This is a genomic window from Streptomyces cylindrosporus (assembly GCF_022698165.1).
GTDB lineage: Bacteria > Actinomycetota > Actinomycetes > Streptomycetales > Streptomycetaceae > Streptomyces > Streptomyces cylindrosporus.
In genome coordinates this window covers 315730-332198 of record NZ_JALDAY010000010.1, presented here as the reverse complement: position 1 = coordinate 332198, position 16469 = coordinate 315730, and the positions used below count along the sequence as shown (strand labels likewise).

General features: G+C 70.0%; 14 protein-coding genes. 5 read left to right on the top strand and 9 right to left on the bottom strand.

Features of this window, described 5'->3' with window-relative positions; all coding sequences use genetic code 11:
• The first annotated feature begins 18 nt into the window (after nt 1-18).
• Entirely contained in the window at nt 19-1149 is a 1131-nt protein-coding gene (locus tag MQP27_RS32320; RefSeq protein WP_242770716.1) for a TDT family transporter, read from the top strand.
• Here the strand turns inward: MQP27_RS32320 and MQP27_RS32315 are convergent.
• The 4 genes from MQP27_RS32315 to MQP27_RS32300 form a co-directional block, all read right to left on the bottom strand.
• The gene (locus MQP27_RS32315; RefSeq protein WP_242770714.1) at nt 1076-1801 is read right to left on the bottom strand and encodes a helical backbone metal receptor; all 726 of its coding nucleotides are present in this window, start codon (nt 1799-1801) and stop codon (nt 1076-1078) included. The two genes, MQP27_RS32320 and MQP27_RS32315, sit on opposite strands and share 74 nt — an antisense overlap.
• Nucleotides 1801-2379: a helix-turn-helix domain-containing protein gene (locus MQP27_RS32310; RefSeq protein ID WP_242770712.1), complete on the bottom strand. Its 579-nt coding sequence runs from the start codon at nt 2377-2379 to the stop codon at nt 1801-1803. Before MQP27_RS32310 ends, MQP27_RS32315 begins: the two co-directional genes overlap by 1 nt.
• Before the next feature lie 714 nt (nt 2380-3093).
• Nucleotides 3094-5703, bottom strand: a complete 2610-nt coding sequence (locus MQP27_RS32305; RefSeq protein ID WP_242770710.1) for an ABC transporter permease/substrate binding protein — start codon at nt 5701-5703, stop codon at nt 3094-3096.
• Nucleotides 5696-6748, bottom strand: coding sequence for a quaternary amine ABC transporter ATP-binding protein (locus MQP27_RS32300; protein ID WP_242770708.1), 1053 nt, complete (start codon nt 6746-6748; stop codon nt 5696-5698). The genes MQP27_RS32305 and MQP27_RS32300 overlap by 8 nt, the downstream gene beginning before the upstream one ends.
• A gap of 146 nt (nt 6749-6894) precedes the next feature.
• Here MQP27_RS32300 and MQP27_RS32295 point away from each other — a divergent pair, with 146 nt between their 5' ends.
• From MQP27_RS32295 to MQP27_RS32285, 3 genes are all read left to right on the top strand, one after another.
• Complete coding sequence (locus tag MQP27_RS32295) at nt 6895-7248, top strand: hypothetical protein (protein ID WP_242770706.1); 354 nt, start codon at nt 6895-6897, stop codon at nt 7246-7248.
• A gap of 29 nt (nt 7249-7277) precedes the next feature.
• Nucleotides 7278-8198, top strand: a complete 921-nt coding sequence (locus MQP27_RS32290; protein ID WP_242770704.1) for a 5'-3' exonuclease — start codon at nt 7278-7280, stop codon at nt 8196-8198.
• A 101-nt stretch (nt 8199-8299) separates the two neighbouring features.
• Nucleotides 8300-9148 (top strand): siderophore-interacting protein, encoded by an 849-nt coding sequence (locus MQP27_RS32285; protein WP_242770702.1) that lies wholly within the window; start codon nt 8300-8302, stop codon nt 9146-9148.
• Between the two features lie 51 nt (nt 9149-9199).
• Here MQP27_RS32285 and MQP27_RS32280 read toward each other — a convergent pair whose 3' ends face one another.
• The 3 genes from MQP27_RS32280 to MQP27_RS32270 form a co-directional block, all read right to left on the bottom strand.
• Nucleotides 9200-9976: an ABC transporter permease gene (locus MQP27_RS32280; RefSeq protein WP_242770700.1), complete on the bottom strand. Its 777-nt coding sequence runs from the start codon at nt 9974-9976 to the stop codon at nt 9200-9202.
• Complete coding sequence (locus tag MQP27_RS32275) at nt 9973-10989, bottom strand: ATP-binding cassette domain-containing protein (RefSeq protein ID WP_242770686.1); 1017 nt, start codon at nt 10987-10989, stop codon at nt 9973-9975. Before MQP27_RS32275 ends, MQP27_RS32280 begins: the two co-directional genes overlap by 4 nt.
• A gap of 222 nt (nt 10990-11211) precedes the next feature.
• Nucleotides 11212-11826 carry a PadR family transcriptional regulator gene (locus tag MQP27_RS32270; protein ID WP_242770684.1) on the bottom strand — a complete coding sequence of 205 codons (615 nt, stop codon included), beginning with the start codon at nt 11824-11826 and terminating at the stop codon, nt 11212-11214.
• Between the two features lie 217 nt (nt 11827-12043).
• Between MQP27_RS32270 and MQP27_RS32265 the strand changes: the two genes are divergently transcribed.
• Entirely contained in the window at nt 12044-13603 is a 1560-nt protein-coding gene (locus tag MQP27_RS32265) for an amino acid permease (RefSeq protein WP_242770682.1), read from the top strand.
• Here the strand turns inward: MQP27_RS32265 and MQP27_RS32260 are convergent.
• Nucleotides 13597-15018, bottom strand: a complete 1422-nt coding sequence (locus MQP27_RS32260; RefSeq protein WP_278196789.1) for a cytochrome P450 — start codon at nt 15016-15018, stop codon at nt 13597-13599. The genes MQP27_RS32265 and MQP27_RS32260 overlap by 7 nt on opposite strands.
• Before the next feature lie 142 nt (nt 15019-15160).
• Nucleotides 15161-16306 carry a terpene synthase family protein gene (locus MQP27_RS32255; protein ID WP_242770678.1) on the bottom strand — a complete coding sequence of 382 codons (1146 nt, stop codon included), beginning with the start codon at nt 16304-16306 and terminating at the stop codon, nt 15161-15163.
• Nucleotides 16307-16469: the final 163 nt, after the last annotated feature.

Here is a 16469-nt window from a genome sequence, read left to right as displayed (position 1 = left end):
CGGCGAGACGGTGAAAGCATGGTCACCACAGTCCAGCCCCTTCCGCGCGCCGTTTCGGTCCGTCACCTCGGACCCAACTGGTACGCCTCCGTCATGGGTACCGCGATCGTCGCCACCGCGGGCGTCGCGCTCCCCGTGCCCGTCCCCCGCGTTCTCCTCGCCGCCGTCTGGGCGCTCTCCCTCGGTCTGCTCGTCGCACTGCTCGCCGCCCGCGCCGTGCACTGGACCCACCACCGCGACCAGGCCCGCGCCCACCTCCTCGACCCGGCCATGGCGCCCTTCTACGGCTGCCTGTCCATGGCCCTGCTGGCCGTCGGCGGCGGTGCCCTCACCGTCGGCCGGGACTGGATCGGCCGCGACGCCGCCCTGTCCCTCGACGCCGTGCTGTTCGGCGCCGGGACGGTCATCGGACTCACGGCCGCCGTCGCCGTCCCGTACCTCATGGCCGTACGACACGAGGTGGAAGCGGCGCAGGCGACTCCGGTGTGGCTGCTGCCTCTCGTCGCGCCGATGGTGTCCGCGGCGCTCGGGCCGCTGCTGGTGCCGTATCTGCCGTCGGGGCAGCCGCGGGAGACGCTGCTCCTCGCCTGCTTCGCGATGTTCGGGGTCAGTCTGCTCGCGACCCTGCTGATGCTGCCGCTGGTCTTCGGGCGGCTGATCACCGGCGGGCCGCTGCCGCTCGCGCTCACCCCGACCCTGTTCCTCGTCCTCGGGCCACTCGGGCAGTCCACCACCGCCGTCGGCAAGTTCGCGGACTTCGCCCCCGGCGTCGTGCCCGCCCCCTACAGCGAGGGCTTCGGCGTCTTCGCCGTGCTGTACGGCGTGCCGGTTCTGGGGTTCGCGATGCTGTGGCTCGCCCTCGCCGGCGCCCACGTGGTGCGGGCCCGCCGGAACGGCATGGGGTTCGCCATGACCTGGTGGGCGTTCACCTTCCCCGTCGGCACCTGTGTCACGGGCGCGGAGGCGCTGGCCCGGCACACCGGGCTCGTCGTGTACGACTGGCTCGCCGTCGGGCTGTACGTCGTCCTCGTCGCCGCCTGGGGCACCGCGGCCGTGCACACGACGCGCGGGCTGGTCAGCGGAGAGCTGCTCGCAATGCCTCGCCCAGCGCCCCTGGCGCCTCGGCCAACGACGGCCCGTACCAGGTGAGATGACGTCCGCTCACAAGCGCGCAGGGCAGCCCCGGGAACGCCTCCGGGCCGTCCTCGGCCGTGAAGGCGTACGGCTCGTCGGGCAGGACCACGACGTCCGGGGCCGTCGCCCGCAGCTCGTCGAGCGGGACGCGGGGGTAGCGCTCGGGGTGGTTCGCGTAGGCGTGGTCCACGCCCAGGCGGGACAGGACGTCGCCCGCGAAGGTGTCGCGGCCCAGGACCATCCAGGGCCGGCGCCAGATCGGGACGACCGCGGTCGTACGGCGGTCCGGTGGGCGCAGCTCCGACCAGGTCTTCTCGGCCTCGTCCAGCCAGCGCGGGCGGGTGCCCGCTCCGCATGCCGTGAGCACCCGCGCCAGTTCGCGGAAGGCCTGCGGGACGTCCCGCACCTCCGTCACCAGGACCTCGACGCCCGCCGCGCGCAGGGCCGCGAGGTCGGGTTCGCGGTTCTCCTCCTCGTTGGCGATCACCAGGTCCGGCGCGAGCGCGAGGATCTGCTCCGGCTTGGGGTTCTTGGTGCCGCCGACCCGTGTGACGTCGAGGTCCGCGGGATGGCTGCACCAGTCCGTGGCGCCGACCAGGGCGCCCGGCACGGACAGCGCGATGGCCTCCGTCAGCGACGGGACGAGCGAGACGACGCGCGGCGGCACTACCGGGACCGGTCCCGGACCGCCTCGATGTGCTCCGCCACCGCGACGACGAGCAGCCGCGTGTCCGGCACGGTCGCCCGCCACCGGTGCCGCACCCCGCCGGTCAGGTACAGCGTGTCGCCGCGGCCGAGCCGGTACGCGCGGCCCTCCGCCTCGATCTCCACCGCGCCGTCGGCGACGTACATCAACTGGTCGTTGCGGTACTGGAATTCGCGGCCCGCGTCATGGTCGCCGATGAACTCCGAGGCGTGCATCTGGTGATGACCGCGCACCAGGGATCGCACCCGCGGCTCACCCGCGAACTCGCCCGCCTCCACGCGCACCACGTCCACGCTGCACGCCGGGTCGGCCGCCGCGAGCAGTTCCACCGCGGTGGTCCGCAGGGCGTCGGCGACCTTCTCCAGGGAGGTGCGGCTGGGCCGGGCCCTGTCGTTCTCGACCTGGCTCAGGAAGGGCACCGACAGGCCGCTGCGCTCGGCCACGACGGCGAGGGTGAGTTCCAGGGCCCGGCGGCGTCGCCGCACGGCCGCGCCCACGCGCAGGGGCTGGTCCTTGTGGTCGTCTTTGTGGTCGCCCATGGCTCCGGCTCCTTCCTTCGCTCGTCGGCCCGAACATTTCGTATGAGTACTTCTGATGAGTTCTCTGCACCTTACGCAGGTTCGGCAAACCGTTTCACGTGCCCGTCACACACCCGTAAACACTGCGTGCGGTCAATTCGCCAACTCTCGCCAGTAGACCAGTTCCCGGGCCTCGCCGGGGCCCGGAACCCTCCTTCGGGGCGAAGACGCTGACCAGCCGTGCCGGGCGCCCGCCCGGGTCGTTGCGGGGAGCGGCGGGCCCGGACCGGCGCGGGCGCGGCTGCCTCCGGGGTGCGGATCGCCGACCGGTCGGCCGGTACGGCGGGGATCGTAGGCGTACGTCCGCCGACCCCCGAGGTGTCCGGTCCCCGGTCGGCGCGGCCGGGTCCCTCCTGGTTTCAAGGCGTGCGCGGCCGCATGTGTTCCCGGCATTTACCCAAGCCCGGCCGGCGCGATCAGGCCTGTGATCAGGCCTTGCCTTCCGGGGCGCGAAGTCCCGTGGTCCGGGGGCGAGTTGGCGGCCGGCGCGGCGATGGCCGGGCGATGCGACCGTCGCGCCGTGCGCCCCGGTGATGTCCGGGGCGCCCGGCGCGACGGGAAGGTCTGCGTGGCGCGTCGGGGGAACGGCCGGATCTTCCGGCCGGCAGGGCGCCGAAGCTCGGGTATTGGCGTAGCGCTATGTGGTTGGCCGAATCCTTACCGTACCCGAGGGGGTCACGGGGTCATCCGGCCCACCATGTCGGGGTGCGCCTTGAGCCAGGCGGCGACCGCCTGCTCCTCGTGCCCCTGCCCGTACTTGTTGATCTCGGCCTCCAGGCTGCCGAGCTCACCCTCGCTCATACGGAAGCCCTTGATCCACTTGGTGAGCTGGGGGTACTGCTCGGGGAACTTCTCGTTCGCGATGGTCCGGATCGTGTTGCCCTCGCCGAAGAGCTTCCTGTCGTCCTTCAGCTTGGTGAGGTCGTACTGGCTGTAGGCCCAGTGCGGCGACCAGAGCACGACCGCGACCGGCTGCTTCTTGGCGTAGGCGCGCTTGAGCTCGGCCAGCATCGCCGGCGTGGAGCCGTCGACGACCTTGTACTCCTTGTCCAGGCCGTAGCCGGGCAGCACCTTGTTCTTGAGCAGGTTCATCTCACCGGTGCCGGGCTCGATCCCGATGATCTTCCCGCCGAAGGTGCTCGCCTTCCCCTTGAGGTCCTCGTACGACTTCACTCCCTTGACGTACGAGGGCACCGCGACCTCCAGCGAGGTCGGTCGGTACCAGGTACCGAGGTCCTTCAGTCTGTCCTTGCTGTTGTCCCAGTAGTTCTTCTGGGCATACGGCAGCCAGGCGTCGAAGTTGACGTCCAGGTCGCCGGAGGCGAGGCCGGTGTAGACGGGGCCGACGTCCATCTGCTTCAGGTTCAGCCTGTAGCCGCGCCGCTCCAGGACGTTCTTCCAGAGGTAGGTGACGGCGATGTCCTCGTCCCAGGGGAACCAGGCGACGTTCACCGGCCGCTTCGCCTCGGCAGCGGTCCCGGCGCCCCGCACCGGGGCGAGCTTGTCGACCAGTCCCGGGTTCTTCTTCAGCCAGGCCCGCACGGCGTCCTGCTGCTTGCCCTTGCCCGCCTTGTTGATCTCGGCTTCCAGGCCGGTGAGCTGCTTCTCGTCCAGCTTGAAGTTCTTCAGCCAGCGCCCCACGGCCGGGTTCTCGTCCGCGAAGCCCTTGCGGGCCACCGTGTGGATGCCGTCGCCCGAACCCCAGGCGCCCTTCGGGTCCTTGAGCTTCTTGAGGTCGTAGTCGTTGTACGCCCAGTGCGGCGACCAGAGCGTGACGACGATCGGCTTCTTCTGGCTGTACGCCCGCTTCAGCTCGGCCAGCATCGCCGGCGTGGAGCTGTCGACGACCTGGTACTCCTTGTCGAGGCCGTACGCCTTGAGGACCTTGCTCTTGAGCAGGGCCATCTCACCGGCGCTGGACTCGATGCCGGTGATCTTCCCGCCGAACTCCGAGGCCTTGCCCTTGAGGTCGGAGAGCGAGTCGACGTCCTTCATGTACGAGGGGACGGTCAGCTCCAGAGAGGTCCTGCCGTACCAGGCGCCGAGGTCGTCCAGCCGGTCGCCGTACTTCTTCCAGTACTGCTCGTGGGTCGTCGGCAGCCAGGCGCCCGTCATGAAGTCGGCGTTGCCCGAGGCGACGGAGGTGTAGAGCGGGCCCGCGTCGAACTGCTTGGCGTCCACCTGGTAGCCGCGCTCCTCCAGGATCTCCTTCCACAGGAAGGTGGAGGCGACGCCGTCGTCCCAGGGGACGTATCCGATGGTGACCTTCTTGCCCTGGCCGACGTTCTCGGCGTCGGCGACGGGGGCGGTGCCGCCGCCGCTGCCGCCGAAGACGCCCATGCCGCCCGCCACGAGGGCGAGGACCACGACGCCCACCACGGCGATCTGCGGGCTCGGACGGTACGACCAGATCCTCAGCCCCTGCGCGGCGCGGGCCTTGGCGGCGGCCCGGCGGCCGAGCGGGGAGACCTGGGTGCCCAGTGCGCTCGTCATGCGGTCGAGGTAGATCGCGAGGATGACGATGGCGACGCCCGCCTCGGAGCCGAGGCCGACGTTCAGCTGGCCGATGGCCTCGTTGACGTCGCCGCCGAGGCCGCCGGTACCGACCATGCCGGCGATCGCGGCCATGGACAGACCCAGCATGATCACCTGGTTGACGCCGGCCATGACGGTCGGCAGGGCGAGCGGCAGCTGGACGCGCAGGAGGGTGTCCCGGGGTGTCGTGCCGAACGCCTCGGCGGCCTCGACCAGTTCCCTGTCGACCTGGCGGATGCCCAGCTCGGTCATGCGGACGCCGGGGGCGAGCGCGAAGATCAGGGTGGCGACGATGCCCGCGGAGGCGCCGGTGCCGAAGAACAGGATCGCCGGGATGAGGTAGATCATCGCGGGCAGCGTCTGCATGAAGTCCAGGACCGGGCGGACCAGGCCGCTGACCCGGTCGGAGCGGGCGGCCCAGATGCCGACCGGCACGGAGATCACCAGCGCGATGATCGTGGCGACCAGGACGAGCGACAGGGTGACCATCGCGTCGTCCCACAGTTCGAGGGAGTCGATGAAGGCGAAGCCCGCGAAGGTGAGGACACCGGCGAGGGTGCCGCGCAGCCAGAAGGCGAGCACGGCGAAGATGCCCGCGAGCAGGAGGGGTTCGGGCGCCTGGAGGACGGTCTCGATCCCGTCGTACGTGCCCGTGAAGACGGTCTTGAGGAAGTCGAAGAGCCAGGACGCGTGGCCGAGCAGCCAGTCGACCGTGTCGTTGACCCAGTCGCCGAGCGGGATCCTAGGCACGGGTCACCGCCCTCTCGTCGCCGAGGAAGCCGACCAGGCGCTGCCCGGTGACCACGCCGACGAGTTCGCGGCTGTCGTCGAGGACGGCCACCGGGTGGCTCAACCGGGCGCTGATCGCACAGAGTTCGGTGAACGGGGTGTCGGGGGTGGCGGTCTCGCAGCCGCTCGTGCAGCCGCAGTCGGCCTCGTCGCCGCGGACGTCCGTGTCCATGACGGCGGACGCGGTCAGCACGCGGGAGCGGTCGACGTCCTTGGTGAAGGAGGCGACGTAGTCGTCGGCGGGCCGGACGAGGATGTCCTCGGCGGTGCCGTTCTGGACGATGCGGCCGTCGCGCATGACGGCGATGCGGTCGCCCAGGCGCATGGCCTCGTTGAGGTCGTGGGTGATGAAGACGATCGTCTTCTTCAGGGTCTGCTGGAGCTGGAGCAGCTGGTCCTGCATGTCGCGGCGGATCAGCGGGTCCAGGGCGCTGAAGGACTCGTCCATCAGCAGCAGGTCGGCGTCCGTGGCGAGCGCGCGGGCGAGGCCGACGCGCTGCTGCATGCCGCCGGACAGCTCGTCGGGCCAGGACTTCTCCCACCCGGCCAGTCCGCACAGGGCCAGCGCCTCGCCGGCGCGCCGCTCGCGCTCGGCGCGGGGCACGCCCTGCACGGCCAGGCCGTAGGCGGCGTTCTCCAGCACGCTGCGGTGCGGGAAGAGCGCGAAGTGCTGGAAGACCATGCTGATCTTCCGGGCGCGCACCGCGCGCAGGTCGCGGGCGCCGAGCCCGGTCAGGTCCTGGCCGTCGAAGCGCACCTGTCCGGCGGTCGGCTCCAGCAGGCCGTTGAGCATGCGCAGCAGCGTGGACTTGCCGGAGCCGGACAGGCCCATGACGACGAAGATCTCGCCCGGCTCGACGGTGAAGGAGGCGTCGATCACGGCGGCGGTGGTGCCGTCGGCGCGCAGCTCCTCCCGGTCGGCGCCCTGCCGGAGCCGCTCGACGGCGGCCTCCGGTCGCCTGCCGAAGACCTTGTAGAGCTGTTCGGCCTCAAGTCTCGCTGACACGCGTGCCTCTCGTCTCCTGGGGGTGGGGAACGGGGCCGCGCCTGCCCCCGCCCGACCAGGTCAAACACGTGAGTGGTTCAGTTCACAACCAGTGCGTAGGATCACCGCCGGTACTTCACATCGGTGTGGGCGTGACGGGGGCGACCGTGGAGAGACCTGACGACCGGCGTGCGTCGGCGCTGCGCTTCGCGACGGAACTGGTGGCATGGGTCGCCACTCCGTGGGCGCTGTGGTCGCACTCCTGGCCGCTCGCGATGCTGTCGGTGCTGGTGCTGATCGGTCTGCCGACCGTCTTCTCCACCCCGGGCGACAAGGCGAACGTGCTCGTCGCGGTTCCGGGGTGGGCCACGATCCTGCTCGTGCTGCTGCAGTTGGTCGCGGCCGTCGTCTCCGCATGGATCGTCATGCCGGCCTGGGCGGCCGTGCTCGTGTCGTTGCTGGTGGCGTCGACCCTGGTCACCGAGGTACCGCGGTGGCGGTGGCTGCTCGCCGGCGGGTGACTGTCAGTGCCGTACGGCATGATGCGAGCGTGACCGGACGACTGATGCTCCTCGACACCGCCTCGCTCTACTTCCGCGCCTACTTCGGCGTCCCGGAGTCCGTGAAGGCCCCGGACGGCACGCCGGTGAACGCCGTGCGCGGGCTGCTGGAATTCATCGACCGGCTGGTCAGGGACCACCGGCCGAGCGATCTGGTCGCCTGCATGGACGCCGACTGGCGCCCGCAGTGGCGGGTCGACCTGATCCCCTCCTACAAGGCACACCGCGTCGCCGAGGAGCACGCGACGGGCCCGGACGAGGAGGAGGTGCCGGACACGCTCTCGCCGCAGGTGCCGGTGATCGAGGCGGTCCTGGACGCGCTGGGCATCGCGCGCGTGGGCGTCGAGCCGTACGAGGCGGACGACGTGATCGGCACGTTCACGGCGCACGCGAAGATCCCGGTCGACATCGTCACCGGCGACCGCGACCTGTACCAACTCGTGGACGACGCACGGGGCGTCCGGGTGCTGTACCCGCTCAAGGGCGTCGGCACCCTGCAGCTGACCGACGAGGCGTGGCTGCGCGAGAAGTATGGGGTCGACGGCAGGGGGTACGCGGATCTGGCGCTGCTGCGCGGCGACCCGAGCGACGGGCTGCCGGGCGTCCCGGGCATCGGCGAGAAGACGGCGGCGAAGCTGCTGGCCGAGTTCGGGGACCTGGCCGGGATCATGGCCGCGGTCGAGGACCCGAAGGCGAAGCTGACGCCCTCGCAGCGCAAGCGGCTCGACGAGTCGCGGCCGTACGTCGCCGTGGCGCCGAAGGTGGTCAAGGTCGCCGACGACGTCCCCCTTCCGGACGTCGACACGGCACTGCCGCGCACCCCGCGCGACCCGGCGGCGTTGGACGAACTGGCGACACGGTGGGGGCTGGGCGGGTCGCTGCACCGGCTGCTGACCACACTCCATACGTAAACATTGTTCCCGTTTTCAGAAACAGGGCTCTCATTAGGGTGTTGCCAGGGGGAGAGGTGCTAACTTAGGTAAGCCTTAGCAAGGAAGCATGGGAGGCCGTCATGGCAGAACGTCCGGCTCGGAGGCCGCGGAAGCCCCATTCCGCGCAGGTCGTCCGCACAGAACGGCTGACCCCGCACATGCAGCGCGTGGTCCTCGGCGGCGAGGCTCTGGCCGGCTTCCCGGCCGACACCTGCACCGACCACTACGTCAAGCTGCTGTTCCCTCCGGCCCCCGGCGTGACCTATCCGGAGCCCTTCGACATGGAGCGGATCCGCGAGGAACTCCCGCGCGAGCAGTGGCCGGTGACCCGCACGTACACCGTGCGGGCCTTCGATCCCGCATCGCACGAACTGACCCTGGACTTCGTCATCCACGGCGACGAGGGGCTGGCAGGCCCCTGGGCGATGCGCGTCCAGCCGGGCGAGACCGTGCGCTTCATGGGCCCCGGCGGCGCCTACGCGCCCAGCCCGGAGGCCGACTGGCATCTGCTCGCCGGCGACGAGAGCGCGCTGCCCGCGATCGCCCGCTCCCTGGAGGCGCTGCCCGAAGGCGTCACGGCGCACGCCTTCGTGGAGGTGTCGGGCCCCGAGGAGGAGCAGAAGATCGACTCCGACGTGGAGGTCGTCTGGCTGCACCGCGGCGACCGGCCGGTCGGCGAGCTGCTGGTGGAGGCGGTACGGGCGCTGGAGTTCCCGGCGGGCCGGGTGCACGCGTTCGTGCACGGCGAGGCGCACTTCGTGAAGGAGCTGCGCCAGCTGCTCCGGGTCGACCTGCAGATCCCCCGCGAGGACCTGTCGATCTCCGGCTACTGGCGGCTCGGCCACAACGAGGACGGCTGGCAGGCCTCCAAGCGGGAGTGGAACGCCCGGATCGAGGCGGAGCAGGAGGGCGCGGCGCCGGCCGCGTGAGACGCACGAAGGGGCGGCACCCGTTTCGCGGGTGCCGCCCCTTCGCCGTACTCACACCGAACGCTGGTACGACCGGAACGTCCGGATCGACAGCCACACCGCCGCCACCGCGAGCGCCAGCAGCGCCCCGCCGCGGCTGAGCACGTCACCCCAGTCGGGGTGCTCGGAGATTGCCGAACGGCCCGCGACCATCGCCCAGTTGAGCGGGTTGAAGTCGGCGATGTGCCGCATCCAGGAGGGCATCTGGGACGGCGCCATGAAGGCGGAGGACAGGAAGGTCAGCGGCAGCAGCAGGAAGGTGTTGATGCCGATGATCGACTCCCGCTCCTGGACCAGCATGCCCAGCGCGTTGGACAGCGCCCCGAAGACGGTGCCGAGCAGTACGGCGGCGAGCACCAGGATCGCGATGCCGCCGACGCCGCCCGGGTAGTCGGCGCCGCCGGCCAGCGCCAGCAGCACGATGACGACCGACTGGAACGCGGTGATCAGCCCGTTGTTGACGACGTTGCCGTTCATCAGCGCGGCCCGGCTGACCGGCGTGGTCAGGAAGCGGTTGAGGGTACCGCGCTGGATCTCCTCCAACGTGCCCATGCCGGCCCACATGTTGGAGCTGAGCGCGCTCATCACGACCACGCCCGGGACGAGGTAGTCGAGATACGTCGTGGTCCCGAAGCCGCCCAGCTCGACGACCTTCTTGAAGAGGTTGCCGAACAGGAACAGCCAGATCACCGGCTGGATCAGGGTGATGATCGCGTAGGCGGGCTGCCGTGTGAACACCATGAGTTGACGCTGCGTCATGTACCAGGTCTGGGAGACGGCCGTGCTCATCGCGCACCTCCGGCGAGGACGAGGCTCTCGGTGGCTTCGGCGTCGGCCTCGGAGTAACGGCGGCCGGCGTAGCGGAGGTAGACGTCGTCGAGCGAGGGCCGGGCGACGGTGGCGGCGGCGACACCGACCCCGGCCCGCTCCAGAGCACCGAGCAGCGTGGGTACGGCGGCTGCCCCGTCGTCGGCCCGGACGCTGATCCGGCGTCCGTCGACCAGCACCTCGTGCATGCCGGGCAGCCCGTTCAGGGCGCCGTCGAGCAGAGTGCGGCCGGCCTCGCCGACGGCTTCCCGCAGCTCCAAGTGAACGGCGTCACCGCGCAGTTCGCCCTTGAGGGAGTCGGGGGTGCCTTCCACGACCACGCGCCCCCGGTCGACGATGGCGATGCGCTCGGCGAGCCGGTCGGCCTCGTCGAGATAGTGCGTGGTGAGCAGGATGGTCAGCCCCTCCTCCCCCGCGAGCCGGTCGATCTCGTCCCACATCGCGGTGCGGGCCTCGGGGTCGAGCCCGGTGGTGGGCTCGTCCAGGAAGAGCACCTCGGGTCGGTGCACCAGTCCCAGGGCCACGTCGAGCCGGCGCCGCATACCGCCGGAGTAGCCCTTGACCGGGCGCCCCGCGGCCTCGGCGAGGCTGAAGCGGTCGAGCAGCTCGGCCACCCGCCTGTCGAGGGCGGCGCCCTTCAACCCGTAGAGCCTGCCTTGAAGTTGGAGGTTCTCGCGGCCCGTGGCGACCGGGTCGGCGCCGGAGCTCTGGGCGACCACGCCGATCGCGCGGCGCACCCGGTCGGGGTGGCGCAGCACGTCGTGCCCGGCGACGGTGGCGGTGCCCGAGTCGGGCTGGGCGAGGGTGGTGAGGATCTTGACGGTGGTGGACTTGCCGGCGCCGTTCGGGCCGAGGAGCCCGAAGACGGTGCCCGGTTCGACGGTGACGTCCATGCCGTTGAGGGCGGTGACGTCACCGCGGTAGGTCTTGATCAGCTGTCGCGCCTCGACGGCGGGCGCACGGGTACTGCTCATGACGACTGCTCTCCATGGTTGGGCGGATGTACGGCGATACGTCCGATCCGCTGATCCACTGATCCATTGCTGATCCACTGATCCGCTTGAAGAGCACCGGGCTATCCTGGGTGTGCCGCACCTCGATCGCCCGGATGTGCCTTTCGGCGGATTCAGCTCGGGGTTCGCGACCCCGGCAGGGCTGCTGCAACAGCCCGGTCGGGGTCCTTTCGTTGTGACGCGCTAGGTGAACTCCGGTGGCAGCTCCCCCGTTTCGTGGAAGCGGCGCCACCCGTCGACGCCGGGCAGTGAGCCCTTCCGGATCTCCTCAACGAAGCCCCGGACCCACTCGGCCTGCGCCTCGACCATGTGCAGCTGGTACTCGATCTCCACGAGGAAGAGCCGCGGTACGGACTCGTAGAGCTTCTCCAGCGCTCCACGGCCGCTGGCCACGTCGACCTCCAGGGCCTTCAGCCGCTGCTCCAGCAGCCGCACCACCTCGTCGGGATGCATGACCCCGAGGAAGGACAGCGCGCTCTCGAAGATCGGGAACTCCTTGGCCGGGACGGCCAGCAGGTCCGACATCCACTCGGTCGACTCCTCGCGCCCGGCCTCGGTGAGCCCGTAGACCGTCCGCTCAGGGCGGTTTCCCTGCCGCTGCACGTCCGTGACCTCGACGAAGCCGTGCTTCTCCAGGTTCTGCACGACCGTGTAGAGCGAGCCGTAGTTGATCTTCGTACTGGAGTCCTTGCCCTGGCTGCGCAGGGTCTGGGCGATCTCGTACGGATGCATCGGCTTCTGCCAGAGGGTGACCATCACGGCGAGCGCGAGCGGATTGCTGAGCTTGCGGCGCTTCATGACCACCACCTCCGTGACCTCGTAACCGAATATCCGTAGCCGAACATATCGCGAGCACTCGCCACCGTCAATACACACGATGTATCGCGTTCTGTGGGCCACCGCAAGGGCGTGAGGACTTGGGCCCGTCGCGGACATGGCGGCGTGACGCGGGTGAAACACCGCGTCCCTAATTTCTGTCGCCCGACAGGAATTCGTGCCCAAGGCAGGTGCCGCCGTGACGACAACCAGCCCCTCCGACGTACGCCCCGATCCGCCACACTCCCCCGACGACGCCTCGCTCGCGGAGTTCGGCTACCGCCAGGAGCTGCACCGCAGCCTGGGCCGCTATGCCTCGTTCGCGGCGGGCTTCTCCTTCATCTCCGTCCTGACGACGGTCTTCCAGTTCTTCGCCTTCGGGTACGCGTTCGGCGGCCCCGTATTCTTCTGGACCTGGCCGGCGGTGCTGCTCGGGCAGCTGCTGGTGGCGGCCTGCTTCGCCGAACTGGCGGCGCGCTACCCGATCTCGGGCGCGATCTACCAGTGGTCGTCCCGGCTCTCGACGCCCGCCTTCGGCTGGTTCGCGGGCTGGATCATGGTGATCGGCCAGATCGTGGTGGTCGCGGCGGCGGCGCTGGCGTTGCAGATGGTGCTGCCGGCGATCTGGTCGGGCTTCCAGCTGGTGGGCACGGACCCGGCGGTGACGTCATCGGACGGCGCGGCGAACGCGGCGGTCCTCGGCGTGATCCTGCTGGTCCTCACCACGCTGGTGAACGTCCTCGACAACCGCGTGATGTCGGTGATCAACCGGGTCGGCGTCACCGCCGAGATCATCGGCGCGGTCCTCATCATCGTCCTGCTGCTGACTCACTCCGAGCGCTCCCCCGGCATCACGTTCCACACCACGGGCGCGGCGAGTACGGGCCTGTTCGGGGCACTTGCGGTCGGCTCGTTCACCGCGGCGTACGTGATGATCGGCTTCGACAGCGCGGGCGAGATGAGCGAGGAGACGCACCACCCCCGCCGCACCGCGCCCCGCACCATCCTCACCGCGCTCGGCGCCGCGGGCCTGCTGGGCGGCCTGATCATCCTCGGCGGCCTGCTCGCGGCGCCCAGCCTGACCGACGGCCATCTGGGCGTCGACGGCCTGAGTTACGTCCTGACGAGCAGCCTCGGCGACGGGGTCGGCAAGGTGCTGCTGGCCGACGTCGTGGTCGCGATCGCGGTGGCGACCCTGGCCATCCAGACGGCGGCCTGCCGCATGCTCTTCTCGATGGCCCGGGACGCCCAACTCCCGTTCTCCGCACGCCTGGCCCGAGTCAACCCGCGCACGGGCATGCCCAGCGCCCCCGCCCTGGTGGTGGGCGTCCTGGCAGCGGCCCTGCTCCTCCTCAACTTCGCGTCCCCGGACGCCTTCCTGGCCATAGGCACGACCTGCATCGTGATGCTGTACCTCGCGTACGCGATGGTCACGGGGCCGCTCCTGGCACGCCGCTGGCGCGGCGAGTTCACATCGGAGGGCACCGACGAAACGGGCGCGAAGCTCTTCTCCCTGGGCCGCTGGGGCATCCCGGTCAACGCCCTGGCGCTCGCCTACGGCCTGGCGATGACGGTCAACCTGGCGTGGCCGAGGGCGGAGGTGTACGACCCGGCGGGCGGGCATTGGTACTTCCAGTGGTTCACGGTGCTGTTCCTCGGCGTCACCGTTGGGCTGGGGGCCCTGTACCAGTGGGCACGTGCACGGCACGTGCCGGCTGCCGTGGAACCTGCCAGGGCTGCTCCGGAACCGACTCAATAGTTGAGCGGTCTGTCGACGTCCGCCTTGATTAAAGACACATGGTCCAGCGCTGAGGCCGTACTGCGGGGCGTTGCGATCATGCGGAGGCCTCGGGGAGCGAGACTGATTCCCGCGTTGCTTCGCACGCGCACGCCCGGCGCGGGGCGGAGTTTCCACCGGGCCGTGATGGTGGCCAGGGCGAGAGTGGCTTCGGTGATGCCGTACTGGTCGCCGATGCACTTGCGGGCGCCGCCACCGAACGGCACGAAGGCGGGTTGGCGTGAGGGAGAGCCGGGGATGTCCCTCCATCGGTCCGGGGCGAACTGCTCGGGGTCGGGGTAATGGCCGAAGTGATGGTGGATGAGGTAGGGGCTGTAGACGAGAGGGGTCCCTGCGGCCAGAGGTTGCCCGGCGAGTTCGGTGTCCCGGGTGACGGTCCGGGTGATGAGCCAACCAGCGGGGTACAGACGCAGGGTCTCGGTGAGGATCCGGCCGGTGACTTCGAGGCGCGGCAGGTCCTTCAGCGATGCGGCGCGATCGCTGAGGACCCGGTCGGTCTCGGTGTGGAGCTGCCGTTCGACCTCGGGGTGTTGGGCGAGGAGGTGCAGGGACCAGGCCAGGAGGCTGGCGGTGGTCTCGGTGCCGGCGAAGAAGAAGTTCAGGCACTGATCGGTGATTTCGTCCTTGGTCAGGCCGGATGTGCCGTCAGTGGCGTCGTCGGACGGGGCCAGGAAGGTGGACAGCAGGTCGCGATGGCTCTGGCTGTCAGGCGTGGCGCGACGGTGGTCGATGATGTCGCCGACGAGTGCGCGCAGGCGCGTTCGGGCGCGCTGGGAGCGGCGTAAAGCAGGGACAGGGAGGTTTTGCGCCCAGGCGGGGAGGGCTATCCGCAGGAGGAAGCCGTCCTGGATGGCCTTGAGGATGTCGAGAATTTCAGTGGTCCGCCGGTCGGAGATGCGGGCGAACATGGTGGCGACCAGGATGCGGCCGGTGAGGACTTGCATGTCGGCCAGGACGTCGATGGGTTTGCCGGTCTGCCACCGGTCGGTGATGGCCCTCACCTCGCGTTCCATGATCGACGCGTAATCGGCGATGCGGGCGGCTGTGAAGGCGGGTTGTATGAGGCGGCGTTGGCCGCGGTGCTGTGAGCGTGGGCAGGTGGGCAGGCCGTTGCCGAGGGCGTCCCGTGTCCGGTCGACCATGGGGCCGCCCTTGTCGAAGGTGCGGTCGTCGGTGAGGACGTGGTGGGTCAGTTCCGGGGTGCACAGGACGTAGGCGCGCTGGAGGCCGAGTCGGATCGCGACCAGTTCTCCGTGGGCGGGTAGCGAGCGGAGGAATCCCAGAGGGTCACGCAGCAAGGTCAGGGCGTGCCCGAGGAGGGGGACAGCACCGGGGGCAGTGCCGACTGTCGGTATGCGGACTGGAGCGGATGTCATGGCTTCTTCCCTCTGCTGTCGGTCTGCGGCACCGGGGGTCGGCAGGCTGTGTGCGGCGTCATTCGGCGTCGGGGCTGTGCTCGGCGACGGCAGCGAGGACGGTCTCGCTCGTCATGGCCGCCCAGGTCACGGGGCCTCGCTCTCAGCGGTCAAGCAGGTCCCACCACCAAGAGATGGCTTTCGCGGGCGGGTCGCGGCGGACGACGGAGGGTTTGTCGGCGTACTCGTACAACGGGACGCCGGGCGCGGCAGGAACCTGATGCACAGTGGCGGAATCGATGTCCAGGGCGGTCGTGTAGCGGGGAGCGGTGCGCTGGAAGTCACTGTTGCCGCGGATCTTGTGGGCGAGCTGATCGAGGTAGCGGCGCAGCTCGGGGCCGGCGGTGCGGGCGAGTTGCTGGCGCAGTTCCACGAAGAGCAGCATGATGCCGTCCAGCACGGCGACGGCCTCGGCCATCGCGTCCTGGGGAGAACAGCGATGCTCACGCTGCAGGATGTGGACGAGGTTCGACTCCAGGGAGTGCTGGTGGCGCTCGTGCCAGTAGGAGGCCACGTCGTTGTAGCCGGCATGCAGCACCTGGGCGGCTCCGGTGATGGCCTGCACGTGAGGCCGGGCCGACTCGCGAGGCGGAAGGTCGGTGCCCTCGCAGAATTGGATCATGAGAGTCGTGATGTGCTCGGCGCGGTCCAGGACCCCCACTATGAGGTGCTCGTCCAGACTCCGTGTGCGGGCCGCGGAGCGGTCGCTGACCGAGCACGCGCTGCCCAGCAACCACCTGTAGTGGTCGGCGATCCACCGCTCCACCAAGGACGCCGGCGCGGACGCCCTCATCCGCACGGACAGATCCCGCAGCGCGAGGCTGAACCGGTTGCCGTCCAGGTGGGCCATCTCCGGATGCTCCAGGTGAGCCAGCATCCGGCACACCATGGAGTTGTACGCCGCGGGGTCGGCCATCATGGGACCGCAGTCGGTGAAGTGGTCGTCGAACACGAACGCCCAGCAGACCCAGTCGGCGAACAACTGCAGCCGGTGCTCGTCGCCGTCGGGTGCGACCCCGCATGTCCAGGTGGCTGCCCGGGCGGCCCGCCCTCGCATCAGCGAGCGGCGGTCCAAGCCGAACCCGGCGAACCAGGGGCGAATGCGCTCTTCGATCCGGTCCACCGCTGGGTGGACCCGTGGCTCGATCGGACACCACAGCGGCGGCACCACCAGGGTGGACTCCACGGCTCCTGCGGCCACCTGCAGTCCGCCGGAGTGCGCCGGGTTTGAGGTCAGCTCGAGTGTCATTCGCAGCTCCTTCGCGCCCAGGACGGACGGGCTCGGCCATCAACCGACCGCGCACGAGTAACTACCCGTGCGCGAAAGGCAGATGCTCGAACATTACGCGCCAAAAACGGCGCACGGGAGGCACACGGGGGAGCAAGAAGGGGCAAGTTCAGCGAAGAGGACG